Genomic DNA, 24,631 nt, shown 5'->3' with positions numbered 1-24,631 from the left:
CCGTGGCCGGTCCCGATCATGCCGCCCGGCTGCGGTCCGGTGTGGTGCGCCCGCCCGCCGAGGCAACCGAGGCCGATCCGCGCGTCCATGTCACCCTGGCGCATCTGCGCTCACTCGAAGGTCGGGCGCGCAGCCTCAGCTTCCTGCCGCGCCAGCCCGCGCGCTCGGTACTGAACGGCCGACATGCGTCGCGCCTTCGGGGCAGGGGGCTGAACTTCGAGGAATTGCGCGACTACCTGCCCGGCGACGACATTCGCGCAATCGACTGGAAAGTGACCGCGCGCACCGGCCAGCCGCATGTGCGCGTGATGACCGAGGAGCGCGACCGTCCGGCGCTGATCGTCGTCGACCAGCGCATGTCGATGTTTTTCGGTTCGGTGCTGAACATGAAATCCGTGACGGCGGCCGAGGCGGCGGCGCTGGCGGCCTTCCGCATCCTCGATCAGGGTGATCGGGTCGGCGGGATCGTCTTCGGCGACACCCACCTGGCCGAAATCCGCCCGCAGCGCAGCCGCCCCGCGCTGAACCGTTTCTTGACCGCACTGGCCGATGCCAACGCCCTGCTACGCGCCGACGCGCCTGACGTCGCACCGATGCCGCTGACCCACGTGCTGCGCGCCGTCGCCCGGATTGCGCCGCGCAATCACCTCGTCATCGTGCTGAGCGACTTTGCCGTGGTGGACGAGCAGACCGAGCGGCTTGTCACCGGGCTCGCCCGGCACAACGACCTGGTACTGGGGCTGGTTTCGGACCCGTTCGGCGACGACCTTCCGCCTGGGCTGAAGCTGGTCGTCTCGGACGGCGAACTTCAGGCCGAGGTCGACACCGGCGACCGCACCACGCACCAGAACCTGCGCGAAGTGGCGCAGGGCAGGCTTGCCAAGATCCTCGACTGGCAGCGGCGGCTGGGCGTGCCGGTGCTCCCGCTGACCACGGCGGACGAAACGCTGCCGCAGCTGCGCCGCCTGATGGGACTGGGGCCGGCATGAACGACGAGACGGAAACCCAAGCGCCGGTGAACCTTGTCGACCTGATGGACATGCTGGTCGAACCGCCCGAGCCACAGCCGGTGTCGATGCTGCCGCAGACCGGCGGCTGGGTAGTTTTTGGTGTATTGCTCGCGCTGGCGCTTTGCTGGGCGATCTGGCGTGGCGTCAAGCACTGGCGAGCGAACGCATATCGCCGGGCCGCGCTGGTCGAGCTCTCCGCCGCGGGGGACGATCCCGCCGTCATTGCCGCGATCCTGCGCCGCGCCGCGTTGGCCGCCTGGTCGCGCGAGCGGGTCGCCGGGCTGACCGGTGCGGACTGGCTGGGGTTCCTCGACGCCTCGGGTGGCTCCAACCAATTCCGCGACGGCCCCGGCGCAGCGCTCGCCCGCGCGCCCTATAGCGGCAAGCAACAGGTGCCCGGCCTGTCGAAGCTGGCCGCCGACTGGGTCCGCGCGCACCGGGTGGAGGCCGCGCCATGATCTCGCTCGCGCTGCCTTGGGCGCTGATCCTGCTGCCACTGCCGCTTCTGGTCTGGCACTTCGTCCCCCCATGGCGTGAGCAGGTGCCCGCGCTGCGATTTCCCTTCTTCCGTTCCATCGTGGAAACCTCAGGCGCCGAGCCGCGCGCTGGTGCGGTTGTGCTGTCGCGCAGTCGCCTGCAGATGGGCGCCGCGATCCTGTGCTGGCTGCTGATCGTCCTGGCGCTGGCCCGCCCCGAACGGGTCGGTGCGCCGATCGAGGTGACCAAGGCCGCCCGCGACGTGGTTCTGGCGATCGATATCTCGGGCTCGATGGATACACGCGATTTCGCTGCGCCCGACGGCACCCGCAAGCAGCGCCTCGCGGCGGTCCGCGACGTCGTGCGGAGCTTCGTCGAAGGCCGTGACGGCGATCGCATGGCCCTGATCGTCTTCGGCTCCCGCGCTTATCTTCAGGCTCCGCTGACCGAGGATCTGGGCACGATCCTCGACCTGCTGGATCGGACAGAGGTCGGCATGGCGGGGCCGCACACGGCGCTGGGGGATTCCATCGGGCTTGCGATCCGCACCTTCGAGGCCAGCGAGATCGACCAGCGCCTGCTGATCCTGCTTTCGGACGGCAGCGACACCGCCAGCACCATGAGCCCGGTCAACGCCGCCGAGATCGCCTCGGACCGGGGCGTCGAGATCTACACCGTCGCCGTGGGCGATCCGAACGCCTCGGGCGAGGCGCGGGTGGACCTTGCGACGCTGAAGGCCATCGCTGATCGCACCGGCGGGGCCTATTTCTTCGCCGAGGACGAAGAGGCGCTGAGCGGCGTCTACGACCGCATCGACGAACTGGCCCCGCGTGAGGTCGAAACCCTGTCCTACCGTCCACGCCAATCCCTCGCGCATATTCCGCTCGCGCTGGCGGTGCTCATCGGCATTGCTACCGTGGCCTGGCTCCAATTCGGTCAACGGCGAAAGGTAGCGGCATGACCGATCTGGCGCTGTTCTTCGAGGCGTTCCACTTCCTGCGTCCACTCTGGCTGCTGATGCTTCCGGTGATTGCCGGTCTATGGTGGCAGGTGCGGCGGGGGCATGTCCGGCGCGACCTGCCGACCGACGGTGTCGCGCCGCATCTGCGCAAGGCGCTGACGGTCGGCAGCGGCAATCGCCAGCGTTTGCGAGCCATCGACGGTGTCGCCGCCGCGCTGGCCCTTGCCGCAATCGGCGCTGCCGGGCCGACCTGGACAAGGCTGCCGGACCCGTTCGTCGCCCGCTCTGCCCCGGTGGTCGCGGTGCTGAAGGTCACGCCCTCAATGACCGAGACCGATATTTCTCCCTCGCGGCTGGAGCGCGGTAAGCAGAAGATCCGCGACTTCCTCGATCTGCGCGCCGGGGCGCGCACCGCGCTGGTCGCCTATGCCGGCTCGGCGCATGGCGTGGTGCCGATGACCGAGGATCCGGGCGTGATGGTGCCCTACCTTCAGGGCCTTTCCCCCGATGTCATGCCCGAGGAAGGCGCCAACGCCGGGCGTGCGCTTGAGCTTGCTACGGCACTGCTGGCCGAGGAAACCGCGCCGGGGGGGGTGCTGTTCGTGACCGACGGCGTCGACCCGACGGACGTGGACGCACTGAACGCGGCAGGGGTACCGGTGGCGGTCCTGGCCGTGCTGCCAGAGGGGACCGGCGACGCGGGCCTCGACCGGCTGACGGCGACGGTGGTGCGCGTGACGCCCGACAATGCGGACGTGCGCCAACTGGACCGGCTGCTGAATGCAGCCTACCGGCGCGCGATGCTCGAGAACACCGACCAGCCCTGGGAGGATCGTGGCCACTGGCTGGCCTGGCCCGCGGCGCTGCTGATGCTGATCTGGTTCCGCCGAGGCTGGACCATGCACTGGGCGCGGCTGGCCCTGCTCGCCGCGCTGCTTTTCCCGGCTCAGGAGGCACGGGCTGCCGGTATCGTCGACTGGTTCCTGACCCCTGACCAGCAAGGCAGGCTGGCGTACGAGCGCCGGGATTTCGCCCGCGCGGCGGAGCTCTTCGCCGATCCGCTCTGGCGCGGCTATGCGCTCTACCGCTCGGGCCAGTACGAGCAGGCCGTCGAGGTGCTGGGCCGGCTCGAAACCGCGCAGGCCGCCTTTATCCAGGGCATGGCGCATCTGAAATCGCGCGGGTACCGCGACGGCGTGCGCGCCTTCGAAACCGTGCTGCAGCGCGACCCGGACTACCCGGGCGCTGAAGAGAACCTCGAAACCGCGCGCCGCATCGTCGACTATGTCGAGGAACTGCGCGAGCAGTCAGACACCGGCGAGGATACCGGTATCGGCGCGGATGACGTGGTTTTCGACAACGAGGAAAACCGCGGCGCCGAGACCGACATGGTGGTCCAGCAGGAGGACGGCGACGGTGTAGGCCTGATGACCACCGAGCAATGGATGAACACGGTCGACACCAGCACCGGCGACTTCCTGCGCCAGCGTTTCGCCATCGAGGCCGCGCGGGCCGGTGACGCCGGTGGGGAGGCCGCGCAATGATCCGGCTCTGCCTGCCCCTTGCCCTCGTCCTCTTGCCTCTTGCCGCCGACGCGCAGACGCAGCGCCGGGTGATTCCGCAACCGGTCTCGCCGCGCGGCGAGGCCGAGCAGTCTCAAACGGAGGGCGCTACGCCATCCCAGCCGCAAGCGGGGCGTGCCCAGCCCAGCAGCGCGCCCGCGCCGTCCGCCACCGATGCTCCGGCAGAGCCGATCCTGCGTGTCAGCTTCGACGAAACCGAAGCGATCCCCGGCCAGCCTCTGCTGCTGCGGCTGACCGTGCTGGTCCCGACTTTCATGCCCTCGCCCCCGGTCTGGCCGAGTTTCGAAGCGCCGAACCTGCTGGTCCGCCTGCCCGAGCGTTCCACTTCCCCGGTGAGCGAGAGGATCGAGGGCCAGACCTGGGCGGGGATCAGCCGAACCTACCGGATCTCGCCAATGGTGCCGGGCCGTTTCTCGATCCCGTCGCAACCCGTCGGCGTGACCTTCTCCGATCCGGAGTCGAATGCCCCCGTCGCGGCGACCGTCGAGACCGGGCCAATCGAGTTCGCCGGGGTCGTGCCCGAGGGCGCCGAAGGGCTGGACCCGTTCATCGCAGCGCGTAACCTGACGCTTGAGCAGTCCGTCGAAGGCGATCCGGCGGCGATGTCACCCGGCGACAGCGCCCGGCGCACGGTTTCGGCCACGGTCGAGGGGCTCTCGCCCATGTTCCTGCCGAAACTGCTGCCGGAATCCGCCGTGCCCGGCGTCCAGGCCTACCCGGACGAGCCGTCGGTCGAGGAGACCGAGCAGCGGGGTGTGCAGTCCGGCAGCCGAACCGAGTCCGTCTCGCTTGTCGCCCAGGGTGGCGGCTCGGGCGAAGCGCCGGGGATCAGCCTCGACTGGTACAACCTCGACACCGACGAGATCGAAACCGCCAGCGTCGATGGGTTTACGGTCGTCGTCGAGGGGCCGCCGCTGCGAAACCAGGAACCGAGGGACTGGCGGCTGATCGGTCTCTCCGCGCTGGGCGCGCTTTTCGCGCTGGGCTTCGTGGGCCTGCTGGTGCGCCGCCTGCTTCCACCTTTGCGCGCCGAGGCCAGCGCTGCGGGCGACCGTTGGCGCGAGTCCGAAACCTATGCCTTCCGCCAGCTTCGACAGGTCGTCTCGGGCAAAGATCTTGCCCGGCTGCACCCGGCTCTCGACGCTTGGGCGGCGCGCTTCGAGGGCCCCGACCCGCGGCATGACCCGAACGTGCAGGCGGCGCTGGTCCGCCTCGGCGCGGCCAGCTACTCTGAGACTGGCGGCGATGCGGGGGCTGCATGGTCCGCCCTGGCCTCAGCCCTGCCGAAGGCGCGAGAGACGGCGCACATTCATGTGCACGCCCAACCCCTGCCGCCCCTCAATCCCGGCGCTTGATGCGCCGCCAAGAACTGCGAAGGCCCCTGATGCTGCACCGTCTCCTGCTCCTGCTACTTTTCATGTTCGCCAGCGCCGCCGCCGCGCAGGACGGCCGGGGCTATGTTGGCTCCGACGTGTGCACCGCCTGTCACACCGACGTGGCCGAAGCCTGGAAGGACTCGCACCACGCGCTCGCCTGGACCGAAGCTGACCCGGCTAACATCCGTGCGGATTTCGACGGCACCGAGTTCACGCTGGGCGACATGACCGCCCGTTTCCGCATCGGGCCAGACGGCACCCACAGCGTCTCGGTGACCGAGACCGACGGCGCGACCTCGTCCTACCGGGTGCATTCGGTGGTCGGGGTCGAGCCGCTTCAGCAATACCTGCTCGAGACCGAGCCAGGCCGCCTGCAAAGCTTCGACGTGGTCTGGGATACCGAAAAGGGCGGCTGGTTCCACCTCTACCCGGACCAGGACCTGCCGCCAGACGACGGGCTGCACTGGACCGGCCCCTACAAGACCTGGAACGGCCGTTGCGCCGAGTGCCACGCGACCGGCTTCCAGAAGAATTTCAACCCGACCACCGGCCGCTATGGCTCTACTCAGGTAGAGATCGGCGTCGGGTGCGAGGCCTGCCACGGCCCAGGCCGCGCCCATGTCGACTGGACCGAAGCTGGCCAGCCCGCGCCGCACCCCGAAAACTACGGTTTCGCCGTGGATTTCTCGGACCCTGAAGCGGCGATCCAGCAGTGCGCCACCTGCCATTCGCGGCGCGAGGCGCATCTGGACGGCAACCCGATGCCGGGAACGCTCTTCGATGACGCCTACAACCTGGCGCTGTTGCGACCGGGCCTCTACTACGCCGACGGCCAGATCGAGGACGAGGTCTATGTCTACGGCTCGTTCCTGCAATCGAAGATGTACGCCCGCGGCGTCTCCTGCGGTGACTGCCACGAACCGCACGCCGCCGAACTTAAGGCCGAGGGCAATGCCGTCTGCACACAGTGCCACGGCCCGGCGGGCAACCCCGACTTCCCGACGCTGAAACCGGCGCTCTACGACAGCCCCGAGCATCACCGCCACCCCGAAGGCAGTGCTGGCGCCGAGTGCAAGAGCTGCCATATGGGCGAGCGTGTCTACATGGGCAACGACTGGCGGGCGGACCATTCCTTCCGCGTCCCGCGCCCGGACCTGTCGGCGCAGACCGGTGCGCCCGACACCTGCACCACCTGCCACGAAGACAGGTCTGCCGACTGGGCCGCCGAAACCATCGCCGACTGGTTCCCTGAAAGCGACAACCGCGGCCCGCACTTCGGTGTCACACTTGCCCGTGGACGCGAGGATGCGGTCTCGGCTGCGGGGGACGTCACTGAACTGGCGCTGGATACCGAACAGCCGGGGATCGCGCGCGCCACCGCGCTCTGGCTGCTCGAACAGGCGAACAGCCCCAGCGCCGCCGAAAGGCTCGTACCGCTGCTCGAGGATCCCGACCCCGTGGTGCGCGCTGCCGCCGTGGGCGTGCAGCGGATGGCCCCGCCGCAGGACAGGGTGCTGAGGCTGGTGGGCCTGCTGGACGATCCGATCAAGACGGTGCGGATCGAGGCGGCGAAGGCGATGCTCGACGCGCCGATCGCGCGAATGCCGGGCCGCATCACCGAGGATTTCCGTGCCGCTATGGCTGACTGGCAAGGCGCCTTGCGCAACCGCGCCGATTTCCCGGAAACGCACCTTCAGATGGCAGGCATGGCGCTGACGATGCGCAATTTCAACGCCGCCACCGCCGCGTTCCGCGAGGTGGTCCGGCTCGACCCGCAGCGGACCGAGGCCTGGGTGATGATCGTTCGGATCGCCGCTGCCACCGAAGGCCCGGCTGCCGCCGAAACCGTGCTAGAGCAGGCGTTGGCGATCAACCCCGAGGACGAGACGCTGCGGGCGATGATGGACGAGCTTCAGGGTGCGAGCCGCCCGTCGGATTCTCTGCCGGACGGCGGTTCGCTGACCCCGCCACTGCCGGAATGAGGCCGCAAAGGCTCAGCCCGGCAGCCCCGCGACAGGGGGCACCAGCCGACCCGTGACAAGACGGGACAGCACCGAGGGGATCGGCGGAACCTGCGACACCGGGTAGAGCACCCGGTCCCGCAGCAGCGCCAGCGCCCGGCTGTCGCCCTGGTACTGCGGCGTGAACAGCGCGCTCATCGACTGGTAGGCCAGCACGTGCCCGCGCCGCGCCTGCACATAGGCCCGGCCCGCGTCCGCCAGCGTGTCGCGCCGAGGATGCCGCTCCAGCGCCTGCGCCAGCGCGAGCGCGTCCAGCAGCGCCATGTTCGCCCCCTGACCCAGCTGCGGACTGGTGCAATGCGCCGCATCTCCGATGTGAACCAGTCCCTCCGAAACCGGGCGCGCCAGCGTTCCGTGCCCATAGCGGGCCATGGTCATTTCCCCTGTATCCCTGATTTGCCCGAAATAGGGCTCGGCCTCGGGCCAGAGCGCCCGGCAATCCTCCAGCCAGGGACCGACGCCTGCCACTAGCCATGCACCGTAGGCTTCGCAGGGCAGGGACCAGAAGATCGCGGCGCGGGCCTTGGTTTCACCCGGCAGGGAGCCGATGGGCAGCACGCCCATCATCTTGCTCGCGCCGCTGTATTTCTGGGTCAGCTGGGTTTCTGCAAGGGTCGCGCCCGGCACCCAGTCAACGACACCCCAGAGTGCCCCGTATTTCAGGGCGCGCACGCGCATCGGGGTCAGCCGTGACCGGCTGCCACTGGCGTCGACCAGCAGATCGAACCGGGCACTTCGCGTACCGTTTTCGAACAGGAACCGTTGGCCTTCGCGCGAAATGACGCGCCGTGCTGTCGATATGCCGATCCCCTGAGCGGCGCTTGCGCCCAGCAGGCAGTCGAACAGCGCCGCCCGGTGAATCGCCAGCCCCCGATCCGCGTCCTGCCCGCTTCCATATCGCGCATACAGCACGTGGCGCCCGGTTTCCCGGCTGGTGCCGAGGATCTCATTCAGCAGGCGCCCGCGGGACAGGGCCGTGTCCAGGCATCCCAATTCCCGCAGTACCCGTTGTCCGACCGGCTGGATTACTAGCCCCGAACCGACCGGGCGCGGCCGGTCGAACTGATCGAAAATCTCCACGGCGTGGCCGCGCGCGGCCAGAAGCGCCGCCGCGGCAAGCCCGCCCACGCCTGCCCCCGCGATGCCAATCGACAACGGAGCGCGGGCGGAAGTGGGATCTGACATGCCGGGTCTCGAATAGGTCAACGAATGTCCCACGGCTAGCGCCGGAAGATGGCCGAAGCACGGCGGATCCGTCCCGCTGGACCGGAGCGCCCGGATTTGCGATCCTGTTATTGTTCTCCAAGGCGCAAGAGGCCCCGGGATGAGCAAGACCACGACCCTGCCGAAGACCAAGGTGACGCCGAAGACAGCGCGGCCGAGCCTCTACAAGGTCATCCTGCTGAACGACGATTTCACGCCCCGTGAGTTCGTCGTCACGATACTGCGCGGAGTTTTCCGCATGGGCACCGAGGATGCGCTGGGCGTGATGCTGACCGCGCACCAAAAGGGAGCTTGCGTGGTGGCCGTCTACACCCGCGACATCGCCGATACCAAGGCGCGGCAGGGCACCGAGGCAGGCCGCACGAAGGGATACCCGCTGACCTTCACCACCGAGCGCGAGGATTGATCGGCGTCATATCAACGGCCTCGGATGTTGCGGATCGCTTTCCATGAGCGCCATGTCTTCGGCCGCGTCCCTATTCAACAGGCGCAGGGTCCCGTCCTGCCAACTCAGGATCTGTTTCTCGCGGAGCGCCATGAGCGTCTTGTTGGTATGGACCAACGACAGACCCAGCGCATCCGCGAGGTCCTGCTGCTTGTAGGGAAACGGGCAGGCGTCTTCCCGGGTCAGTCCCAGAGCCTCGCACCTCTTGAACAGGCGCAGTAGCCCCCAGCAGATCCGCTGCGCCGCCGACATTCGCCCCACCGAGGTCAGGGCATCCCCCAGGAAATGCTCCTCGATGGCGGCAAGCCAGGTCAGGTCGAACGCCCGCCCGGGTTGCTGCTTGAACAAAGACCATATGTCCGAGCGGTCGAACACGCACAGCACCATCTGCGTGCTCGCCTCGACAGAGTGCTGCATCTCGCCCATCACACCGGCCTGCAAGCCGATGAAATCGCCGGGCAAGACGAAATTCACCACCTGGCGCCCGCCATCCGCGAGCAGTTTGTAGCGCAACCCGAAACCTTTCAGCGTGGTATAGAGTTGCGGGCTGTTCGATCCTTCCAGAAGGATCGGGGTGCCACGTTCGATCTTCAGCTCGCCGGCCTTGAAGCGGCGCATGAACACCAGCTCGTCAGGGGTCAGATCGTCGAACACCTCCAGTTTGCGAAGTGGACAGTTCGTGCAATCGGTGACCATCTGGAGCGCCTTCCTATGTCACAGTTTAATGCGCCGGACGGCGCGAGGTTCCATTCTTCTGCCAACGCCCCGAATCCCCACATGTAGGAGACCCCGATGGTTGAGGCCGTGTCGCCTGACGCCCGGCGCTTTCTCGTCGTGACCCGAAAACCTGTTCTCGCGCTCGATCTGCAGGAAATGCTCTCCGGCCTCGATGGCGCGCGGGCCGAGGTCGCGGCAACGCTCGATGCCCCCTGGGAGGGGCCGTTCGACGTCGCTTTCCTCGGCGCGCCGGTCGCAGAGCTGGTGACGCATCCCAAGGTGCAGGCCTTGGCGACCGCGGGCACCCGAATCGTCGTGCTGGGTGGCGATCCCCATGCGCAGGACTATGCCAGAACCGGTTTTCACCCGCTCGAGCAGCCATTTCGCTCCGAGGAGGTAGAGGCATTGCTGCGTGACTTCGGCCTGCTGGCAGGCGAGGTCTGAGACAGCCGCTCGCCACACGGCAAGGATAGCGCTAGAGTGTGGCGAACGAGGCCACTCAACCAGCAGGTTCCGGCATGCCCCATTCCGCGACGGCGCCCCGCGCCCTTCTCCTGCTCGGCGCGCTCGCGTTGCTAGGCGCCGCTCCCGCCGAAGCGCAGTTCGCCCGCGGTTTCAGCAATAGCGGCATCGCGGGATCCGACGTGACGGTCGCCGGCACCGCGGCCGAGTCGCTGTTCACAGGCGTGGAACCCCGTCCCGGTCAGCACGTCGAGTGGACAAACCCGGAGACCGGCAGCACCGGCAGCGTCGAGATCACCGCCATCGAGACCTCTCCGCCATGCATCTCGCTGCGCCACAAGGTCCGCACAACCACGGGCCTCGAAAGGGAAGTCAACACCCGCCGCTGCCAGGACGCCCAAGGCAGATGGCTGCTCGAGACGCAGTGACCCGACATCTGTTCTTCTGCCGACATGGAAAAGGAGGGGGCGCACCCGACGAGACGCCTGTGGGTTTCTAGGTTTTGAAAGGACTCGATTTTTCTTTTGGTCGCAAGGTTGGTTTCGGGCCTTGTGTCACCAGATTCATAACCCCACAGTTTGTGCGCTCTCCAAACAGATCGACTAAGCTGTGCTTGCTGAAATGACTGCCTCACAAGATCCTTGCTAAAATCGTCAGCGATATCATGTGGAAGCAGAAGGGCGAACTAACTACAGTTCTAAGTCCCTTACAATGTGCCAAGAAGCCATCCGGAAGTTCGCCTTGGCCGGGCTATTACAGCCAAACTTCCACCCGCCCGTAGGTTTGGCCCGAATTAGCCCATTAGGCTTCCACGTGAACAGCTATCAACGCGGGTGGATTTCTTTGTTACTTCAAATTTATAGACCCAGGAGAAATAGCGCCCACAGCGGCTCCGCTGGCCTGGCCTTTAACAACAGATTTCTTCTTTTTTGCCTTTTTCGGTTTCTTTATCTTCACATCACCACTCACCGCGCCGATTGCAGCCCCTGTCTTGGCTCCAACGCCCGCCAAGGGTTCCGCATTTGCAGGAGTGACAAACACCGCGGCAAGCAAACAGACTCCTGAGATACCAATATTATTTAGAAACTTCATAGAGACCTCCCGTTCCTGTATCTGAGTTAAGTGCGTCTAGCGCGCAGCACACATTAGCATATTTGCATCTGTATGCGGAGGGGCAACGCGCGATCTTTGTCGGCATCTGGACGAACTGGACATCTGAGCGGAAGGTGAAGGAAGGCGAGACTGGTCTTCCCCACAGAAGTGGTCCTCCACTATGTCTGGGAGAACAGAGGAAGCCCATTTTGATTTGTATTATTTAATTGGCAATTCTGTGGCGCACCCGACAGGATTCGAACCTGTGGCCTCTGCCTTCGGAGGGCAGCGCTCTATCCAGCTGAGCTACGGGTGCAGCGTGGGCGGGTATAGCCAAAGGGCAGGGCGGTGGCAATCGGCAAATCGCCTGTGTACCGCGCGACGGTTCAGCCTTTGCGCGTGGCCTTCTCGGCGTGACCGGAGACACCCTCGCGCCGGGCCAGTTCGGCGCGCACGTCGTCCAGGGTCACGTCGCCTGCGGTCAGCATGACCAGCAAGTGATAGACGACGTCCGCCGCTTCGGAGGTCAGCGCGGCGCGGTCGCCCTGGGCGGCGGCGACGATGGCCTCTACTGCCTCTTCGCCGAATTTCTCGGCGCATTTCGCGGTGCCCTTGGCGAGCAGGCTGGCGGTATAGGAGGCCTTGGCGTCCGCCCCCTTGCGCGAAGCGATGGTCGCGGCCAGTTGGTCCAGGATGTCGGTCATGCCGGCCTCACGGGGATCCCGGCGGCGGCCATGTGCGCCTTCGCTTCGCCGATGGTGTGATCGCCGAAATGGAAGATCGAGGCGGCCAGAACCGCGCTCGCATGGCCCTCGGTCACGCCGTCGACAAGGTGGTCCAGATTGCCCACGCCGCCAGAGGCGATCACCGGGACCCGGACCGCGTCGGCGATGGCGCGGGTCAGCGGCAGATTGTAGCCGTCGCGGGTGCCGTCCCGGTCCATCGAGGTCAGCAGGATCTCTCCGGCGCCCTTGCGTTCCATTTCCCTGGCGAACTCGACTGCGTCGATGCCGGTCTCGCGGGTGCCGCCGTGGGTGAAGATTTCCCACCGGCCCGAGGGCGCGGTCTTGGCGTCGATGGCGACCACGATGCACTGCGCGCCGAACTTGTTGGCGGCGTCGGCCACCACGTCGGGGTTTGCTACGGCGGCGGAGTTGAAGCTGACCTTGTCGGCGCCCGCCAGCAGCAGGGCGCGCACGTCGGCCGAGGTCCGCACACCACCGCCGATGGTCAGCGGCATGAAGCACTGCTCGGCGGTGCGGCTGGCGACGTCATACATCGTGCCGCGGTTCTCCTGCGTAGCGGCGATGTCCAGGAAACACAGCTCGTCCGCGCCGGCGGCGTCATAGGCCTTGGCGGCCTCGACCGGATCGCCGGCGTCGATGAGATTGACGAAATTCACGCCCTTGACGACGCGGCCGTCCTTGACGTCCAGGCAGGGGATGACACGAACCTTCAGCATGGCATTCGCCTAGCCGCTTCCTCAGGGCGGGGCAAGGCCGATTGCGGTCAAGACCCTTGCGCCGACTCGCTCCAGCGACCAGATTCAAGCGTGTGGGCAGGAAATGACGTCACAACGCAAGGAGGAGTCATGACCAAGCACGTGATCGACACCCCGAAGAAACGGGCCGAGGGCGCGCGCGCCAAGCATTTCGCGGATATCGCCCGGCTGACGGGATCGGCGGGGCCGCATGCCGCGACATTGGCGCTACAACGCCGCCACAAGGGGCCGTACCGCCCCGGACTGCGCGCCGCCGCGTTCATGCGGATCGAGCGCGGGATCTACTCCTAGGCTTCAGCCCTTGAGCAGCGCGATCGCGGCGGGCAGGTCCAGCTTGCCCTCATAGATCGCGCGGCCCGAGATCGCCCCGTCCAGCGGCGCGCCGCTGTCCTTCAACGCGCGCAGATCGTCCAGAGAGGACACGCCGCCCGATGCGATGACCGGGATCGAGACCGCCCGCGCCAGCGCGGCGGTCGCCTCGACGTTCGGGCCCTGCATCGCGCCATCCCGGTCGATATCGGTGTAGATGATCGCGGCGACTCCCGCGTCCTCGAACCGGCGGGCAAGTTCCAGCGCTGAAAGCTCTGTCGTCTCGGCCCAGCCCTCGACCGCGACCATGCTGTCGCGTGCGTCTATTCCCACGGCCACCTTGCCGGGAAAAGCGCGGGCGGCATCGCGGACAAGGTCGGGCTCGCGCACCGCCGCGGTGCCGAGGATCACGCGCGCCAGGCCCTTTTCAAGCCAGCCCTCGATCCCCTTCATGTCGCGGATGCCGCCGCCCAGTTGCGCGGGCACGCTCAGTTTCGCGAGGATCGCCTCGACCGCCTCTGCGTTGCGCGGGGCGCCTGCGAAAGCGCCGTCGAGGTCCACCAGATGCACCCATTCGCAACCGGCTTCCTGGAAGCTCAGCGCCTGTGCCGAGGGGTCATCCCCGAAAACGGTGGCCTGGTTCATGTCGCCCTTCAGCAGGCGCACACATTGGCCGTTCTTCAGGTCGATGGCGGGATAGAGGATCATGGCGCTCTCCGGTCTGACGGCGGCCTGATACCGCCCGTTCCGGCGGATGCAAAGAGCCTTCCGCAACGTAAACAGGTCCGAAGCGAGTAAATCACCAAAACAACACAATTGTGCCCCGCGCCAAACACGAGCGGCAGGCTATTTCATCTCGTTCGGGTTGCGAGTCGGGCCGTTATGGCCGTGCGCCCGGAGGAATGTGAAGTAGTTTGCCGGGATGAATATCGTGAGCGTTTTCCTGAAAGACCATGCAGCCAAGGCCTTCGCCCGGGATGAATCCGGTGCCGGCATGGCGTGGAACATATTCTGGTGCGTGATTTTCCTGCTGATCGCCGGTCTGACGATCGACACGGCCAGCGCCTACCGCATGAAGCGGATCCTTCAGGCCACCGCCGACTCGTCCGCACTTGCCGGCACGATGGCGCATTTCGACCCGGCCGTTTACGAGGACTACACCGGCGAGCCGGTCGGCAACACCACCGCGCAGGAGCGGGGGGACGAGGTCGCGCTCTCGATCGCGGGGCGGATCATGGGGCCGAAGAACGGCACCGTCCTGACCGATACGGATGTCCTTTACGGCAGCTGGAGCGACGTGATCGGCTTCACCGAAGGCTGGGGCAACCACGTCAAGGTCACGACCCGCCGCGACCAAGTGAACAACAACAGCCTGCCGACATTCCTGCTGGCCGCGTTCGGCGGACTGCCGTCGTGGGACATTGCCACCATCGCCGTCGCCGGCCCGCGCGAGGGCGCTTGCGCCCGGGACGGGATCATCACCTCCGATGTCGTCGACATGCAGAGCAACAACCATTTCACCAATGGCATCTGCATCTATGGCGGCATGGGCATCGAGCTGAACCAGAACAACATATTCGACCCGGGCGTGCACATCGCGATGCCCTCGCCTGACCTTCTGGTCACTCCGGGCGGCCAGGTCGGCAACAACACCGGTCTTGAGGAGGCGCTCGTCTGGGCCTCGATGGAGCCGACGATCGCGCAGAACATCGACACCTACCTGACGGACTTCCTTGACATCTCGTCGGACTCGCAGCCGGACTACGTGGCCAACGGCCAGAACCCCGAGGTGATCTCGGTCAACGAGAATGCGTTCGACCCCGAGGCGATGGTCGCCGGCAAGGTCTACAACATCACCTGCACCGGCGGGAACAACACCCTGAACCTGCGCGGCAAGAGCGGTCAGCAGGCCTCGATTCTGGATCAGCTGACCAACATCGCCTTCACCGCGCAGGGTGGCAACGGCAACGGCAACGCGAATGGGGGCGGCAACGGCAACGGGAATGGGAATGGAGGCACCGATACTGGCTCGGGCAGTGATGGCGATACCTCGACCGGAAATGGCAATGGCAACGGCAACGGGAATGGCAATTCCGGCGGGGACAACTCCGGCGGCGGCAACTCCACCCCGACCGTGATCGAGCAGGTCGTGATCGTCACCAACTGCGACGTCAAGCTGGACAAGGACACCGTGGTCCGCAACGCGATCATCGCCACCTCAAGCACCGACGCCAAGTCGGTCCAGGGCAGCTCGGGCGTGAAGATCGGTGATCCGGACAACTGCGCGCCGGGCGGCGGCGCCCAGATCCTGACGGCCGGCGGCATGCACTTCGCCGCGAAGATGGAGTTCCACGGCTCGCAGATCGCCTCGAAGGGCCCCATCAAGCTGGCGGCACAGGTCGACGGCCTGAGCGGCACATCGATCCAGTCGCTGAGCCGGGTGGACCTGGCCAGCAACAACGCGGCCGCCCTGTGCAACAGCGAAATCGACGAGGTTCTGGAGCTTCCGGACGGCTATAGCCGGCACCAGTGACCGGCAGGAACGGCATCATCTGACGGGCGGCGGTATTCCGCCGCCCGTTTGCCTGCCACTTCAGCGCCACATTCGCGCCCCGCTGTCGCCACCTGCCAGGCGCAAGACTGGTCCTGACTTCGCACGGGCGAAGCCCATCGGGCAGGCGGGGCCCGGACCGCCAAAAGCCAGGCGAAAGCCGGCGACCGGGACGGATTACAGAGGTTCACATCCCCCGAACCCCTGATACCGGCGCGACCTTCCCCCAAGGCTGCGCCGGTTTCCTTTCAAGGACCCCCCTCGTCAGCGTCCCAGCGCCTTACGCCAGTTGTGCTGCTCCTCGAAGCCCAGCACCTCGCGGATCTTGCGGTTCGAATAGAGCGCCTCGTACTCGCCCAGCTCTCGCGTCACCGGAACGCCCGGATAGAACCGCTTCAGCAGCTCGGCCGTCGGCAGGTCCGAGGAGTTGTCGTCATTGCCGCAGTTGAACACCTCGAACCCCAGCCCGTCCTTCTCGAGGCACAGGTGCACGATCTGGCCGAGATCACGCGCGTCGATGTAGCAGAACGTGTTGCGATAGCGGACCTCGGGGTTCTCGAAGAAGGCCGGGAACCGGTCGTACTCATGTGGCTCGATCACGTTGCCGATCCGCAGCGCATAGATATCCGCGCCAGAGCGCCGGGCGAAGCTGCGCGCGGTAACCTCGTTCACCACTTTGGAACAGCCGTAGCTGTCCATCGGATCGACGTCGTAATCCTCCTCGAGCGGCAGGCTGCGCGGCGGCGTGCGCCCGTCCGAAAAGCAGACGCCATAGGTCGTCTCGGACGACGCGACGACGACCTTGCGCATGCCCAGCTTCACCGCCGCCTCGATGACGTTGTAGGTGCCGATGGTGTTGACTCGGTAAGTCTCGTTGTCCGGGTTGATCAGGATCCGCGGCACGGCGGCGAAATGCACCACCGCGTCGAACCGCGGCACGCCCGTTCCCGGCTCCAGCTCGCCGAAATTGGCGTAGCCTGACATCGCGTCGAACATCTGCCCCGAGTCGGTGATGTCCGCGATCAGGTTGTCGACGCCGTCCACCTCAAGCGGCACCTTGTCGACGTTCAGCACACGGTAGCCTTTGTCGAGCAGCCACGGGATCACATGCCGCCCCGCCTTGCCCGAGCCGCCCGTGAAGAAGACGCGTTTCCCTGCCATGTCCTCCCTCCTTTTGTGGTTGTTGAACCTAACTTTGCATAACCCGACAGTGCGGGGTTCCACCAGCCCGGCCCCTTGCGCTAGGACAAGGCGGAGCAAGTCCACGACGGGAGGATACGATGGCGAAGGTAGCATTTCTTGGTCTTGGGGTGATGGGCTATCCCATGGCCGGGCACCTCAAGGCCAAGGGCCACGAGGTGACGGTCTACAACCGCACCACCGCCAAGGCCGAGGCCTGGGCCAAGGAACACGGCGGCGCCTTCGGCGAAACTCCGGCCGAGGCCGCGAAGGGCTGCGATTTCGTCATGGCCTGCGTCGGCAATGACGATGACCTGCGCTCGGTCGTCTACGGCGAGACCGGTGCGCTCGCCACGATGAAAGACGGCGCGATCTTCGTCGACCACACCACCGCCTCGGCGACCGTGGCGCGCGAGATCGCCGACAAGGCTGCCGAGCAGGGCGTCGGCTTCGTCGATGCGCCGGTGTCGGGCGGTCAGGCCGGGGCCGAGAACGGCCAGCTCGCCGTGATGTGCGGCGGCGATCAGGCGCACTTCGACGCCGCCGAGCCGGTGATCGACGCCTATGCCAAGGCGTGCATCCGCTTCGGCGACGCGGGCGCGGGTCAGCTGACCAAGATGGCCAACCAGATCTGCATTGCCGGTATCGTGCAGGGCATTTCCGAGGCGCTGCATTTCGCCACCAAGGCCGGGCTCGACGCCAAGCAGGTCGCGGCTCTGGTCGCGCAGGGTGCGGGCGGCTCGTGGCAGCTGGCCAACCGGGCCGAGACGATGGTGGACGGCAAGTTCGACTTCGGCTTCGCGGTCGACTGGATGCGCAAGGATCTGGGGATCTCGCTCGATACCGCAAAGGAGGTCGGCGTCTCGCTGCCCGTGGCCGCGTTGGTCGACCAGTTCTATTCCGACGTGCAGCAACTGGGCGGCGGCCGCTGGGATACCTCGAGCCTGATCCAGCGCCTGCGCGTACTTTCGGGCGAGGATATCTGAGCCCGACTGCCCTCAAGCGTCACAAGCTGATCGCCGGTTCTGCCCTGGGGGCGGGGCCGGCGATACGGATCATGTGGTTTAGAGGAAGGCCGGCAATTCGGGGCCAGGTTCAGCTTACTTGAAATCCGCCGGGCGTAAGCCACTCGATGTGCCCGGATTATGCCACTCGTGTTCGGATTTTCACCCAAGGTCCAGTTGTCACCGCAACCTCGGTGGCAGGACAATATCTAGGCGGGAAAGCGGGCTGGATTGCGGCGCGAAAACAGGCATTTGAAGGTCTTTGCGCGACGCGCTCCGCCGTCTTTCGGTGACCAGCCACACATGTTAACGGCCCGCCGGAGCGGGCCGTCCTGCCCGATCAGGCGTGTGCGGTGACCGGCTGGCCTGCGGGGGCGGTGGCGGTGCGGGCCTCGATCACCGCTGCGGCGACGATCGCGAACAGGATGTGCCCCCACAGCGCGACCCATGTGATCCCGGTGAAGCCGAGGAACGGCGGGTTGCCGGCCACGAGGCTGGCCATGAAGTAAAGCGCGAAGACCCAGAGTGCGACGCCATAGGCGGCGGCGGGGATCGACCAGTGCAGGCCGGGGGCGACGGCGCGCCAGATCGGGCGGACGACCAGCAGCCAGCCGAGGGGGTAGAACAGCAGTCCGGTGATGATGTGCAGCAGGTAGGCCGCGCCCGCCGGGTTGGCCCCGAAGACGACGTTCAGCGTTTGCCCCGCCAACGGCACCGGCGCCAGCTTGGCGAACCCGAGAAGGGGGCTCAGCCCCTGCCCGAAGGCATCGAAGGCGACGGTGGCGACGGCGCCGGAATAGAGGATCGTTGCAGCAAGGTTGAACGTGCGGGTCATGGTCGGGCTCCTGTCCGGTGAATGACGAATTGCCGGCAGGATGCCCGGAACCTCGGGACCGGGGCAGGGGGGCTCACGCGCAGATGTAGCGCGAGGGGCACTCCGTGATCGATTGTTACAGAAATCGGCCGCGCCGGGCACACGGGCGCTGACGCCCGCGTGATCCGTCGCAGGAATGTTTCAGCGCACCACGAAAACCGAGACCGGCGCGTGACTGGCGACGTAGCCCGCGTTCGAGGCGAAGATGTGCTCCTTCAGCCCGGGAACGTGACTCGCCATGACGATCGCGTCCGCCTCGAGCGCCTTGCACTCCTTGATGAGGTCATCCCCGAGCGAGATCGCCGGGTCGTGGCTCAGCACCGTCTCCGCCCGGGTGCGCGCACCGGTGCGCTGGGCCTCTCCTTGCGCGAACTCGGCCAGCCTGGCCTTGAACTCCGCCGGGTTGTGCGCGGCGGCGCTGGGGGTGCCGGTGGTGACGCCCACGAAGACCAGTTCCGCATTGGTGCTCTTGCCGATGGTGGCGGCGGTGTCGAGCGCCCGGGTCAGCTTGTCGGCGTGGGCAAGGTCCACGGGGACCATGATCGTGTCGAACATCGGCGTACTCCTTCTTTTTCGGTCAATCTGGCACGGCGCGGGGGGCGGTGCCTTGAGCGACGTCAATCTCAGCCGTCTTCGGGCAGGGTGAAGCTGACTTCCATGGTGACCGGCACCAGCGGCGTGTCGAGCGCCTTGTTCTCACCCTTCGAATAGCCTTCGAGCCGCTGCATCTCGGCCTCCAGCGTCAGCGTGTAGCTGCGCCCGTCGACGCTTGCGGCGGTCAGCCCGCCCTTGCCCATCTCGGGCTCCAGCACCAGGGGCCTGTCGAAGCCCTGGTCGAAGACCTCGGCCGTCATCAGGTCCAGGGTGCCGTCCCGATCCCAGAAGGTGACCTGGAACATCGGCGCGCCGGGGGTGCCCTGCGGGGTCAGCACCTGCCCTACGGCGTTCACGCTGACGCGGCCCATGATCTCCCGCGCCTGGGCGTAGCCGCGCTGACGCTCGGTGTCGTAGACGATCGGCGCGGTGAAGGCCTCGCCGCCGACGGTGGCCTCGATGACGCCGATCTGCTCCAGCCCCGGCGCGAGGTCCTGGGCGGCGGCGGGAAGGGCGAGCAGGGCCGTCAGGCCGAGGGCGCGGAACATGGGTGGACCTCCGGTGGTGCTGTGCGCCCCGAGGCTAGAAGCCCGCGCCGGGGCGGGGCAACCCCCGTCTCCTGCCGAACTGTGGGATTCTTCGCTCGGCGGCGGGCTCAGAGGCCCTTGGCCGCGTCCTTTGCGCCGCCGGTTACGATGGCGGGGGCGGCGGGGATGGCGCGGCCATCGCTCTTCAGCCCGGTCCCGAGCGCGTTCTGCGGCAGCTTGCCCCCGTTCTGGGTGTAGAGAACCCAGGCGGCGACGAGCAGGGCGAGGATGACGACGGGCTTCGGCATGGCCCCAGTGTGCCATGATCCGGGCGCCGTGAACAGCTTGACCGAGGTCAACGCATGCGCGCGCCGGATGGTGCAGAGTCGGCGGACTGGGAGGAAACGACAATGATCAGCCTGGACGACATCATCGGCATGACCGGCCTGACCGAGGAGGAAATCGCCGCGATCGGCGAGCACGAGCATATGGAGCTGGCGCCCTCGGCGGCGCTGGCGGACTACCTGATGCACCAGCACCGGGGGCCGCAGCAGATCCAGACGATGATCTGCGACGACATTCGCGAGGCTTTGCATCGTGACGACCTGAACCATGCGCGGACCCTGTTCGCGGCGCTGCGGCACTTCATGGACGAGCATGGAGAAGCCGCGCGGAACGTTGATCCGTAGAAAGGAGACCGGATGAGACCTGCCGTACTGGCGGCGCTGCCGCTGCTTTTCATCCTGCAAACCCCGGCGAGCGCTCAGGATGCCGAGGGGAATGCCGAGCGGGGGCAGATGCTGGCCGAAATGGTCTGCGCCGACTGCCACGACGTGGAGCCGGGCGGGGCGTTCAAGGAATACCCGCCCAGTTTCTCGGCGATCGCGGTCTATCGGGACCGGGACCAGATCTTCAGCCGGATCTACTTCCCGCCGTATCACGCCGCGATGCCGCAGTTCGGGGACCTGATGGTGCCGAACGAGGTGCACGATCTGGTGGCCTATATCCAGTCGCTGGAGAACGTGCAGCGTTGAGTGGAACAATGGGGCTGAGTGGAACAACGGGGGCGGGCGCTGCGTTGGCGGTCTGACAGAATCGAGAGGAGACCGCCATGAGCTTCCGTATCGCACCGCTTGCCGCCCTGATCGCCCTGCTGGGGCTTGCAGCCTGCAACACCGTCGAGGGCGCGGGGCAGGACATCCGCTATGCCGGGGACGAGATCAGCGAGACCGCGAACGAGGTCCAGAACGACCTGTGAGCCGCGCCGGTTTCAGCGTGAAATCGGGATGAAAAAGGGGCGTTTCATCGTGAAAACCCCCTTAACCCCATGATTTTACGTCTGAAAAGAGTGTCAAAACTTCGTAAACGCCCGATTTGCACGGGTTTGGTGAGAGGATCCGGTCCCGGCAGGGGCCGGATCCTCTCGTCTTCCAGAGAGCGTTTTTTCAGAGAGCGAAGATGTCGTCTGGCAGGTTGGCCGCGGACATGTCGATGCCGGCTTCCGCCTGCTCCGGCAGGGAAAGCGCGGGGAAGTCAGGGGCGGAGGGAGCCTCGGGCAGGTCGGTCGGCTTGCCGATATCCTCTGAAGGGTCATCGGGCGCGCCGGTGGGGGGGAACTCGAATTCCAGCTCGGCCAGCTTGTCCTTCGTGGCTTGTGCCGCGTTATCGTTGGGGGAGGTTCCGGGTTTCATGCTCGCTCCTCACATCGACATATTGCGAGATGATTCAGAGTGAGGGCGGCTCCGGCAAGCGCGGGGGCGCGGGATGGCCCCGAAAAGCGGAAACCGGCTGATGCCGGATCCCGCCGTGTCGAGGGTTACCCGTGCTGCTGGCGGCGGCGCCAGTGGCGCTCGGGCGGCCAGTGCGGGTCGTCGCGCTTGATGATACGCGTTGCGTAAAGCCCCGCGGGGATGCCGACAGCCAGGGCGAGGGTGCCCGCGACGGCAAAGGATTGCCAAGTGAACAGCCCCAGCGACAGGGCGGCGAGAATGCCGACCCAGAAGGCACAGAAGCTGATCAGCGCGATGTTGAAATAGCGTAGCCCGGTTCTCATGGGAGCCTCCTTTCGGAGGATCAACGGTTGGGGCGGAGGTGGGTTCCGATGGAGTGATGGCGGTCGGTTAGAGCCCGCCCTACTTTTGTTTCATCGCCTACTAGGCTCGACCCCAATTAAGTAAATCGGTGGTCGAAGCCCTTCAACTCTTCTACGAAATCGATACGACGGGATCCGAGTGGTCTCTTCCCAGAGATCAAGTTAATCCCTTGGTTACGAAAGCCATATATTTGTTCCCAAACCCGATTTGGGCCAAAGTTTAGAGTAAAGCGTGGGCCCTTCGAGTGCTCGTTCCAATAGCCAAAACCTACTCTCAGGTGGAGCGCCAGATGCAGTATTCCGGCTGTAGTTTCCTCACTCCCCGGCCGAAGGTAGGGTGAATTCGAAGGAGCGCGACATTCTGGGAGGTATGGAGGTGCTGGGTAGATGAATGCGCCCGATATCCTCCGGCCCATGTGCGAAGGCAGATTCGACCGTTCATCGATCTCAGCGAAAACATAGTCGTATGCTTGCCTCACCACATGGGACCACCTCGCGTAGTGCCAAGAATTAGCTGGCTCTTTTACTTCGAAAGCGAGTGCAAATCTGTGTAGTCTTGGGTCATGCGGAATAGCGATAAGATCCGCGCGGACGTGATGTTTCTGGAAAGTCGCGTGCCGTAAATGAACTTCTTCATGGCACTCAAAATCTTCAGAAAGTGCGCTTTTTAATTCTTCCCGTCTTTTCTTCTCAATATCCACGACCTGTCCTCAAATAAGCGGCGCACAATATTCTCTCCGAAATTATAGGGATGGCAAAAAATTTAGGAGTACTTCGATCAAGAGAGTAAAAGATACTCTCATTAACTGAGCCTGTTCAAATCACCCATCCATCTTCAGCGCCGAAATAAACGCTTCCTGTGGAATATCCACCTTGCCGAACTGGCGCATCTTCTTCTTGCCGGCCTTCTGCTTCTCCAGCAGCTTCTTCTTCCGCGTGACGTCGCCGCCATAGCACTTGGCGGTCACGTCCTTTCTTAGCGCGGAAATCGTCTCGCGGGCAATGATCCGGCCGCCGATGGCTGCCTGGATCGGGATCTTGAACATGTGCTGCGGGATCAGCTGTTTCAGCTTCTCGCACATGGCGCGGCCCCGGGCCTCGGCGCGGGCGCGGTGGACCATGGTGGCGAGCGCGTCGACCGGCTCGTCGTTCACGAGGATCGCCATCTTGACCAGCTGATCCTCCTGGTAGCCGATCATCTGGTAGTCGAAGCTGGCATAGCCCCGCGTCACCGATTTCAGGCGGTCGTAGAAGTCGAAGACGACCTCGTTCAGGGGCAGATCGTAGACCACCATCGCGCGGGCGCCCGCATAGGTCAGGTCCAGTTGCACGCCGCGCCGGTCCTGGCACAGTTTCAGCACGTCGCCGAGGTATTCGTCGGGCACCAGGATCGTCGCCTTGATGCGCGGTTCCTCGATATGGTCGATGTCGGCGCCGTCGGGCATGTCAGCAGGGTTGTGCAGCTCGATCATCGAGCCGTCGCGCTGGTAGACGTGGTAGATCACCGAGGGCGCGGTGGTGATCAGGTCGATGTCGTACTCGCGCTCCAGCCGGTCGCGGATCACCTCGAGGTGCAGCAGCCCCAGGAAGCCGCAGCGGAAGCCGAAGCCGAGCGCGGCCGAGGTCTCCATCTCGGCGGAGAAGCTGCTGTCGTTGAGCTGCAGTTTCTCGATCGCGTCGCGCAGGTCCTCGAAGTCGTTCGAATCGACCGGGAAGAGGCCGCAGAAGACCACCGGGACCGAGGGTTTGAAGCCCGGCAGCGCCTTCTCGCACTGGCGTTTCTCGTGCGTGATCGTATCGCCGACCGCGGTGTCGCGGACCTGCTTGATCGAGGCGGTGAGGAAGCCGATCTCGCCCGGGCCGAGTTCCTTGGCGTCGACCATCGCCGGGCGGAACACGCCGAGGCGGTCGATCTGGTAGAGCCCGCCGGTCTTCATCATGCGGATCCGGTCGCCCTTCTTCACCGTGCCGTCCATGACGCGGATCAGCACCACCACGCCGAGGTAGGCGTCGTAGTAGCTGTCGACGAGCATTGCCTTGAGCGGCGCGTCGCGGTCGCCCACGGGGGCGGGCAGGCGGGTGACGATGGCTTCCAGCACGTCGGGGATGCCGACGCCGGTCTTGGCCGAGATTTCCACGGCCTCGGAGGCGTCGATGCCGATCACGTCCTCGATCTGCGCGCGCACGCGGGCCGGTTCGGCCGCCGGAAGGTCGACCTTGTTGAGCACCGGCACGATCTCGTGGTCGGCGTCGATGGCCTGGTAGACGTTGGCGAGTGTCTGCGCCTCGACACCCTGGGAGGCATCGACGACCAGCAGCGAGCCCTCGACCGCCTGCATCGAGCGGGAGACCTCGTAGGCGAAGTCGACGTGGCCCGGCGTGTCGATGAGGTTCAGGACATAGGTCTCGCCGTCGTTGGCCTTGTACTCCAGCCGGACGGTGTTGGCCTTGATGGTGATGCCGCGCTCACGCTCGATGTCCATCGCGTCGAGGAGCTGGTCCTTCATCTCCCGGTCCGAGACGGTACCGGTCATCTGGATCAGACGGTCGGCCAGTGTCGACTTGCCGTGGTCGATATGGGCGACGATCGAGAAATTGCGGATGTTGCGGGGCTCTGTCATGGGGGCGATAT

At 65.8% G+C, this 24,631-nt stretch carries 29 protein-coding genes and 1 tRNA gene; 15 read left to right on the top strand and 15 right to left on the bottom strand.

What is annotated here, in order from left to right:
• Positions 1-2 precede the first annotated feature (2 nt).
• From ACW9UR_RS07940 to ACW9UR_RS07915, 6 genes are read left to right on the top strand one after another with little or no spacing between them, the layout of a single operon-like run.
• Positions 3-989 (top strand): DUF58 domain-containing protein, encoded by a 987-nt coding sequence (locus ACW9UR_RS07940; RefSeq protein WP_458916426.1) that lies wholly within the window; start codon positions 3-5, stop codon positions 987-989.
• Positions 986-1,468, top strand: coding sequence for a DUF4381 domain-containing protein (locus ACW9UR_RS07935; RefSeq protein WP_458916425.1), 483 nt, complete (start codon positions 986-988; stop codon positions 1,466-1,468). Before ACW9UR_RS07940 ends, ACW9UR_RS07935 begins: the two co-directional genes overlap by 4 nt.
• A complete protein-coding gene (locus ACW9UR_RS07930) occupies positions 1,465-2,448 on the top strand; it encodes a VWA domain-containing protein (protein WP_458916424.1) in 984 nt (327 codons plus the stop codon). Before ACW9UR_RS07935 ends, ACW9UR_RS07930 begins: the two co-directional genes overlap by 4 nt.
• Positions 2,445-3,992, top strand: coding sequence for a VWA domain-containing protein (locus ACW9UR_RS07925; protein WP_458916423.1), 1,548 nt, complete (start codon positions 2,445-2,447; stop codon positions 3,990-3,992). The genes ACW9UR_RS07930 and ACW9UR_RS07925 overlap by 4 nt, the downstream gene beginning before the upstream one ends.
• On the top strand, positions 3,989-5,386 hold the full coding sequence (locus ACW9UR_RS07920) for a hypothetical protein (RefSeq protein ID WP_458916422.1): 1,398 nt from the start codon (positions 3,989-3,991) through the stop codon (positions 5,384-5,386). The genes ACW9UR_RS07925 and ACW9UR_RS07920 overlap by 4 nt, the downstream gene beginning before the upstream one ends.
• A 29-nt stretch (positions 5,387-5,415) precedes the next feature.
• Positions 5,416-7,389, top strand: coding sequence for a multiheme c-type cytochrome (locus ACW9UR_RS07915; protein ID WP_458916421.1), 1,974 nt, complete (start codon positions 5,416-5,418; stop codon positions 7,387-7,389).
• 12 nt (positions 7,390-7,401) lie between these two features.
• Here the strand turns inward: ACW9UR_RS07915 and ACW9UR_RS07910 are convergent, their stop codons facing one another.
• Positions 7,402-8,613 carry an FAD-dependent oxidoreductase gene (locus tag ACW9UR_RS07910; RefSeq protein ID WP_458916420.1) on the bottom strand — a complete coding sequence of 404 codons (1,212 nt, stop codon included), beginning with the start codon at positions 8,611-8,613 and terminating at the stop codon, positions 7,402-7,404.
• A 139-nt stretch (positions 8,614-8,752) separates the two neighbouring features.
• On the opposite strand from ACW9UR_RS07910, the gene clpS reads away from it, so the two are divergent.
• Positions 8,753-9,058, top strand: a complete 306-nt coding sequence (gene clpS, locus ACW9UR_RS07905) for an ATP-dependent Clp protease adapter ClpS (protein ID WP_458916419.1) — start codon at positions 8,753-8,755, stop codon at positions 9,056-9,058.
• A 6-nt stretch (positions 9,059-9,064) separates the two neighbouring features.
• Here the strand turns inward: clpS and ACW9UR_RS07900 are convergent, their stop codons facing one another.
• The gene (locus ACW9UR_RS07900) at positions 9,065-9,793 is read right to left on the bottom strand and encodes a Crp/Fnr family transcriptional regulator (protein WP_458916418.1); all 729 of its coding nucleotides are present in this window, start codon (positions 9,791-9,793) and stop codon (positions 9,065-9,067) included.
• A 96-nt stretch (positions 9,794-9,889) separates the two neighbouring features.
• Between ACW9UR_RS07900 and ACW9UR_RS07895 the strand changes: the two genes are divergently transcribed.
• Positions 9,890-10,258, top strand: coding sequence for a hypothetical protein (locus ACW9UR_RS07895; protein WP_458916417.1), 369 nt, complete (start codon positions 9,890-9,892; stop codon positions 10,256-10,258).
• A 74-nt stretch (positions 10,259-10,332) separates the two neighbouring features.
• Positions 10,333-10,704, top strand: coding sequence for a hypothetical protein (locus tag ACW9UR_RS07890; protein WP_458916416.1), 372 nt, complete (start codon positions 10,333-10,335; stop codon positions 10,702-10,704).
• Positions 10,705-11,122: 418 nt separating this feature from the next.
• Here the strand turns inward: ACW9UR_RS07890 and ACW9UR_RS07885 are convergent, their stop codons facing one another.
• From ACW9UR_RS07885 to hisF, 4 genes are all read right to left on the bottom strand, one after another.
• The gene (locus tag ACW9UR_RS07885; RefSeq protein ID WP_458916415.1) at positions 11,123-11,368 is read right to left on the bottom strand and encodes a hypothetical protein; all 246 of its coding nucleotides are present in this window, start codon (positions 11,366-11,368) and stop codon (positions 11,123-11,125) included.
• 239 nt (positions 11,369-11,607) lie between these two features.
• A tRNA-Arg gene (locus tag ACW9UR_RS07880) sits at positions 11,608-11,684 on the bottom strand.
• A 70-nt stretch (positions 11,685-11,754) separates the two neighbouring features.
• Positions 11,755-12,072 carry a phosphoribosyl-ATP diphosphatase gene (locus tag ACW9UR_RS07875; protein ID WP_458916414.1) on the bottom strand — a complete coding sequence of 106 codons (318 nt, stop codon included), beginning with the start codon at positions 12,070-12,072 and terminating at the stop codon, positions 11,755-11,757.
• Positions 12,069-12,830 (bottom strand): imidazole glycerol phosphate synthase subunit HisF, encoded by a 762-nt coding sequence (gene hisF, locus ACW9UR_RS07870; protein ID WP_458916413.1) that lies wholly within the window; start codon positions 12,828-12,830, stop codon positions 12,069-12,071. Before hisF ends, ACW9UR_RS07875 begins: the two co-directional genes overlap by 4 nt.
• A 129-nt stretch (positions 12,831-12,959) precedes the next feature.
• Here hisF and ACW9UR_RS07865 point away from each other — a divergent pair, with 129 nt between their 5' ends.
• Positions 12,960-13,160, top strand: coding sequence for a hypothetical protein (locus ACW9UR_RS07865; RefSeq protein WP_458916412.1), 201 nt, complete (start codon positions 12,960-12,962; stop codon positions 13,158-13,160).
• 3 nt (positions 13,161-13,163) lie between these two features.
• Here the strand turns inward: ACW9UR_RS07865 and hisA are convergent, their stop codons facing one another.
• Positions 13,164-13,886 carry a 1-(5-phosphoribosyl)-5-[(5-phosphoribosylamino)methylideneamino]imidazole-4-carboxamide isomerase gene (gene hisA, locus ACW9UR_RS07860; RefSeq protein ID WP_458916411.1) on the bottom strand — a complete coding sequence of 241 codons (723 nt, stop codon included), beginning with the start codon at positions 13,884-13,886 and terminating at the stop codon, positions 13,164-13,166.
• Positions 13,887-14,109: 223 nt separating this feature from the next.
• Here hisA and ACW9UR_RS07855 point away from each other — a divergent pair, with 223 nt between their 5' ends.
• The gene (locus ACW9UR_RS07855) at positions 14,110-15,711 is read left to right on the top strand and encodes a TadE/TadG family type IV pilus assembly protein (RefSeq protein WP_458916410.1); all 1,602 of its coding nucleotides are present in this window, start codon (positions 14,110-14,112) and stop codon (positions 15,709-15,711) included.
• Positions 15,712-15,993: 282 nt separating this feature from the next.
• Here the strand turns inward: ACW9UR_RS07855 and ACW9UR_RS07850 are convergent, their stop codons facing one another.
• Positions 15,994-16,890, bottom strand: a complete 897-nt coding sequence (locus tag ACW9UR_RS07850; protein WP_458916409.1) for an NAD-dependent epimerase/dehydratase family protein — start codon at positions 16,888-16,890, stop codon at positions 15,994-15,996.
• Between the two features lie 119 nt (positions 16,891-17,009).
• On the opposite strand from ACW9UR_RS07850, the gene ACW9UR_RS07845 reads away from it, so the two are divergent.
• Positions 17,010-17,894 (top strand): NAD(P)-dependent oxidoreductase, encoded by an 885-nt coding sequence (locus tag ACW9UR_RS07845; protein WP_458916408.1) that lies wholly within the window; start codon positions 17,010-17,012, stop codon positions 17,892-17,894.
• Between the two features lie 358 nt (positions 17,895-18,252).
• Here ACW9UR_RS07845 and ACW9UR_RS07840 read toward each other — a convergent pair whose 3' ends face one another.
• From ACW9UR_RS07840 to ACW9UR_RS07825, 4 genes are all read right to left on the bottom strand, one after another.
• Complete coding sequence (locus ACW9UR_RS07840) at positions 18,253-18,747, bottom strand: hypothetical protein (RefSeq protein WP_458916407.1); 495 nt, start codon at positions 18,745-18,747, stop codon at positions 18,253-18,255.
• A 180-nt stretch (positions 18,748-18,927) separates the two neighbouring features.
• Positions 18,928-19,341, bottom strand: a complete 414-nt coding sequence (locus ACW9UR_RS07835) for a universal stress protein (RefSeq protein WP_458916406.1) — start codon at positions 19,339-19,341, stop codon at positions 18,928-18,930.
• A gap of 68 nt (positions 19,342-19,409) precedes the next feature.
• A complete protein-coding gene (locus tag ACW9UR_RS07830; RefSeq protein ID WP_458916405.1) occupies positions 19,410-19,928 on the bottom strand; it encodes a hypothetical protein in 519 nt (172 codons plus the stop codon).
• A 107-nt stretch (positions 19,929-20,035) separates the two neighbouring features.
• Positions 20,036-20,215 (bottom strand): hypothetical protein, encoded by a 180-nt coding sequence (locus ACW9UR_RS07825; RefSeq protein ID WP_458916404.1) that lies wholly within the window; start codon positions 20,213-20,215, stop codon positions 20,036-20,038.
• 102 nt (positions 20,216-20,317) lie between these two features.
• On the opposite strand from ACW9UR_RS07825, the gene ACW9UR_RS07820 reads away from it, so the two are divergent.
• The 3 genes from ACW9UR_RS07820 (at position 20,318) to ACW9UR_RS07810 (ending at position 21,165) form a co-directional block, all read left to right on the top strand.
• Positions 20,318-20,596 carry a hypothetical protein gene (locus ACW9UR_RS07820; RefSeq protein ID WP_458916403.1) on the top strand — a complete coding sequence of 93 codons (279 nt, stop codon included), beginning with the start codon at positions 20,318-20,320 and terminating at the stop codon, positions 20,594-20,596.
• A gap of 12 nt (positions 20,597-20,608) precedes the next feature.
• Positions 20,609-20,941, top strand: a complete 333-nt coding sequence (locus tag ACW9UR_RS07815) for a c-type cytochrome (RefSeq protein ID WP_458916402.1) — start codon at positions 20,609-20,611, stop codon at positions 20,939-20,941.
• A 77-nt stretch (positions 20,942-21,018) separates the two neighbouring features.
• Positions 21,019-21,165, top strand: a complete 147-nt coding sequence (locus tag ACW9UR_RS07810; RefSeq protein ID WP_458916401.1) for an entericidin A/B family lipoprotein — start codon at positions 21,019-21,021, stop codon at positions 21,163-21,165.
• A 187-nt stretch (positions 21,166-21,352) separates the two neighbouring features.
• On the opposite strand, the gene ACW9UR_RS07805 is transcribed toward ACW9UR_RS07810, so the two are convergent.
• The 3 genes from ACW9UR_RS07805 to lepA form a co-directional block, all read right to left on the bottom strand.
• A complete protein-coding gene (locus ACW9UR_RS07805; RefSeq protein ID WP_458916400.1) occupies positions 21,353-21,598 on the bottom strand; it encodes a hypothetical protein in 246 nt (81 codons plus the stop codon).
• Positions 21,599-21,723: 125 nt separating this feature from the next.
• Positions 21,724-21,960, bottom strand: a complete 237-nt coding sequence (locus ACW9UR_RS07800) for a hypothetical protein (protein WP_458916399.1) — start codon at positions 21,958-21,960, stop codon at positions 21,724-21,726.
• 860 nt (positions 21,961-22,820) lie between these two features.
• Complete coding sequence (gene lepA, locus ACW9UR_RS07795; protein WP_458916398.1) at positions 22,821-24,620, bottom strand: translation elongation factor 4; 1,800 nt, start codon at positions 24,618-24,620, stop codon at positions 22,821-22,823.
• Between the last annotated feature and the right edge of the window lie 11 nt (positions 24,621-24,631).

This window comes from Halovulum sp. GXIMD14794, assembly GCF_054457455.1.
Note: the sequence above shows the minus strand (reverse complement) of the source record. Positions and strands in the feature narration are given on the sequence as shown.

Coding starts and splice junctions, on each gene's coding strand:
- ACW9UR_RS07865 (WP_458916412.1), top strand. CDS start 12,960: ATGACCAAGCACGTGATCGACACCCCGAAGAAACGGGCCGAGGGCGCG.
- ACW9UR_RS07930 (WP_458916424.1), top strand. CDS start 1,465: ATGATCTCGCTCGCGCTGCCTTGGGCGCTGATCCTGCTGCCACTGCCG.
- ACW9UR_RS07825 (WP_458916404.1), bottom strand. CDS start 20,215: ATGCCGAAGCCCGTCGTCATCCTCGCCCTGCTCGTCGCCGCCTGGGTT.
- ACW9UR_RS07935 (WP_458916425.1), top strand. CDS start 986: ATGAACGACGAGACGGAAACCCAAGCGCCGGTGAACCTTGTCGACCTG.
- ACW9UR_RS07845 (WP_458916408.1), top strand. CDS start 17,010: ATGGCGAAGGTAGCATTTCTTGGTCTTGGGGTGATGGGCTATCCCATG.
- ACW9UR_RS07840 (WP_458916407.1), bottom strand. CDS start 18,747: ATGACCCGCACGTTCAACCTTGCTGCAACGATCCTCTATTCCGGCGCC.
- ACW9UR_RS07875 (WP_458916414.1), bottom strand. CDS start 12,072: ATGACCGACATCCTGGACCAACTGGCCGCGACCATCGCTTCGCGCAAG.
- ACW9UR_RS07830 (WP_458916405.1), bottom strand. CDS start 19,928: ATGTTCCGCGCCCTCGGCCTGACGGCCCTGCTCGCCCTTCCCGCCGCC.
- ACW9UR_RS07915 (WP_458916421.1), top strand. CDS start 5,416: ATGCTGCACCGTCTCCTGCTCCTGCTACTTTTCATGTTCGCCAGCGCC.
- lepA (WP_458916398.1), bottom strand. CDS start 24,620: ATGACAGAGCCCCGCAACATCCGCAATTTCTCGATCGTCGCCCATATC.
- hisA (WP_458916411.1), bottom strand. CDS start 13,886: ATGATCCTCTATCCCGCCATCGACCTGAAGAACGGCCAATGTGTGCGC.
- ACW9UR_RS07850 (WP_458916409.1), bottom strand. CDS start 16,890: ATGGCAGGGAAACGCGTCTTCTTCACGGGCGGCTCGGGCAAGGCGGGG.
- ACW9UR_RS07805 (WP_458916400.1), bottom strand. CDS start 21,598: ATGAAACCCGGAACCTCCCCCAACGATAACGCGGCACAAGCCACGAAG.
- ACW9UR_RS07925 (WP_458916423.1), top strand. CDS start 2,445: ATGACCGATCTGGCGCTGTTCTTCGAGGCGTTCCACTTCCTGCGTCCA.
- ACW9UR_RS07815 (WP_458916402.1), top strand. CDS start 20,609: ATGAGACCTGCCGTACTGGCGGCGCTGCCGCTGCTTTTCATCCTGCAA.
- ACW9UR_RS07900 (WP_458916418.1), bottom strand. CDS start 9,793: ATGGTCACCGATTGCACGAACTGTCCACTTCGCAAACTGGAGGTGTTC.
- ACW9UR_RS07810 (WP_458916401.1), top strand. CDS start 21,019: ATGAGCTTCCGTATCGCACCGCTTGCCGCCCTGATCGCCCTGCTGGGG.
- hisF (WP_458916413.1), bottom strand. CDS start 12,830: ATGCTGAAGGTTCGTGTCATCCCCTGCCTGGACGTCAAGGACGGCCGC.
- ACW9UR_RS07835 (WP_458916406.1), bottom strand. CDS start 19,341: ATGTTCGACACGATCATGGTCCCCGTGGACCTTGCCCACGCCGACAAG.
- ACW9UR_RS07820 (WP_458916403.1), top strand. CDS start 20,318: ATGATCAGCCTGGACGACATCATCGGCATGACCGGCCTGACCGAGGAG.
- ACW9UR_RS07920 (WP_458916422.1), top strand. CDS start 3,989: ATGATCCGGCTCTGCCTGCCCCTTGCCCTCGTCCTCTTGCCTCTTGCC.
- ACW9UR_RS07885 (WP_458916415.1), bottom strand. CDS start 11,368: ATGAAGTTTCTAAATAATATTGGTATCTCAGGAGTCTGTTTGCTTGCC.
- clpS (WP_458916419.1), top strand. CDS start 8,753: ATGAGCAAGACCACGACCCTGCCGAAGACCAAGGTGACGCCGAAGACA.
- ACW9UR_RS07800 (WP_458916399.1), bottom strand. CDS start 21,960: ATGAGAACCGGGCTACGCTATTTCAACATCGCGCTGATCAGCTTCTGT.
- ACW9UR_RS07895 (WP_458916417.1), top strand. CDS start 9,890: ATGGTTGAGGCCGTGTCGCCTGACGCCCGGCGCTTTCTCGTCGTGACC.
- ACW9UR_RS07890 (WP_458916416.1), top strand. CDS start 10,333: ATGCCCCATTCCGCGACGGCGCCCCGCGCCCTTCTCCTGCTCGGCGCG.
- ACW9UR_RS07910 (WP_458916420.1), bottom strand. CDS start 8,613: ATGTCAGATCCCACTTCCGCCCGCGCTCCGTTGTCGATTGGCATCGCG.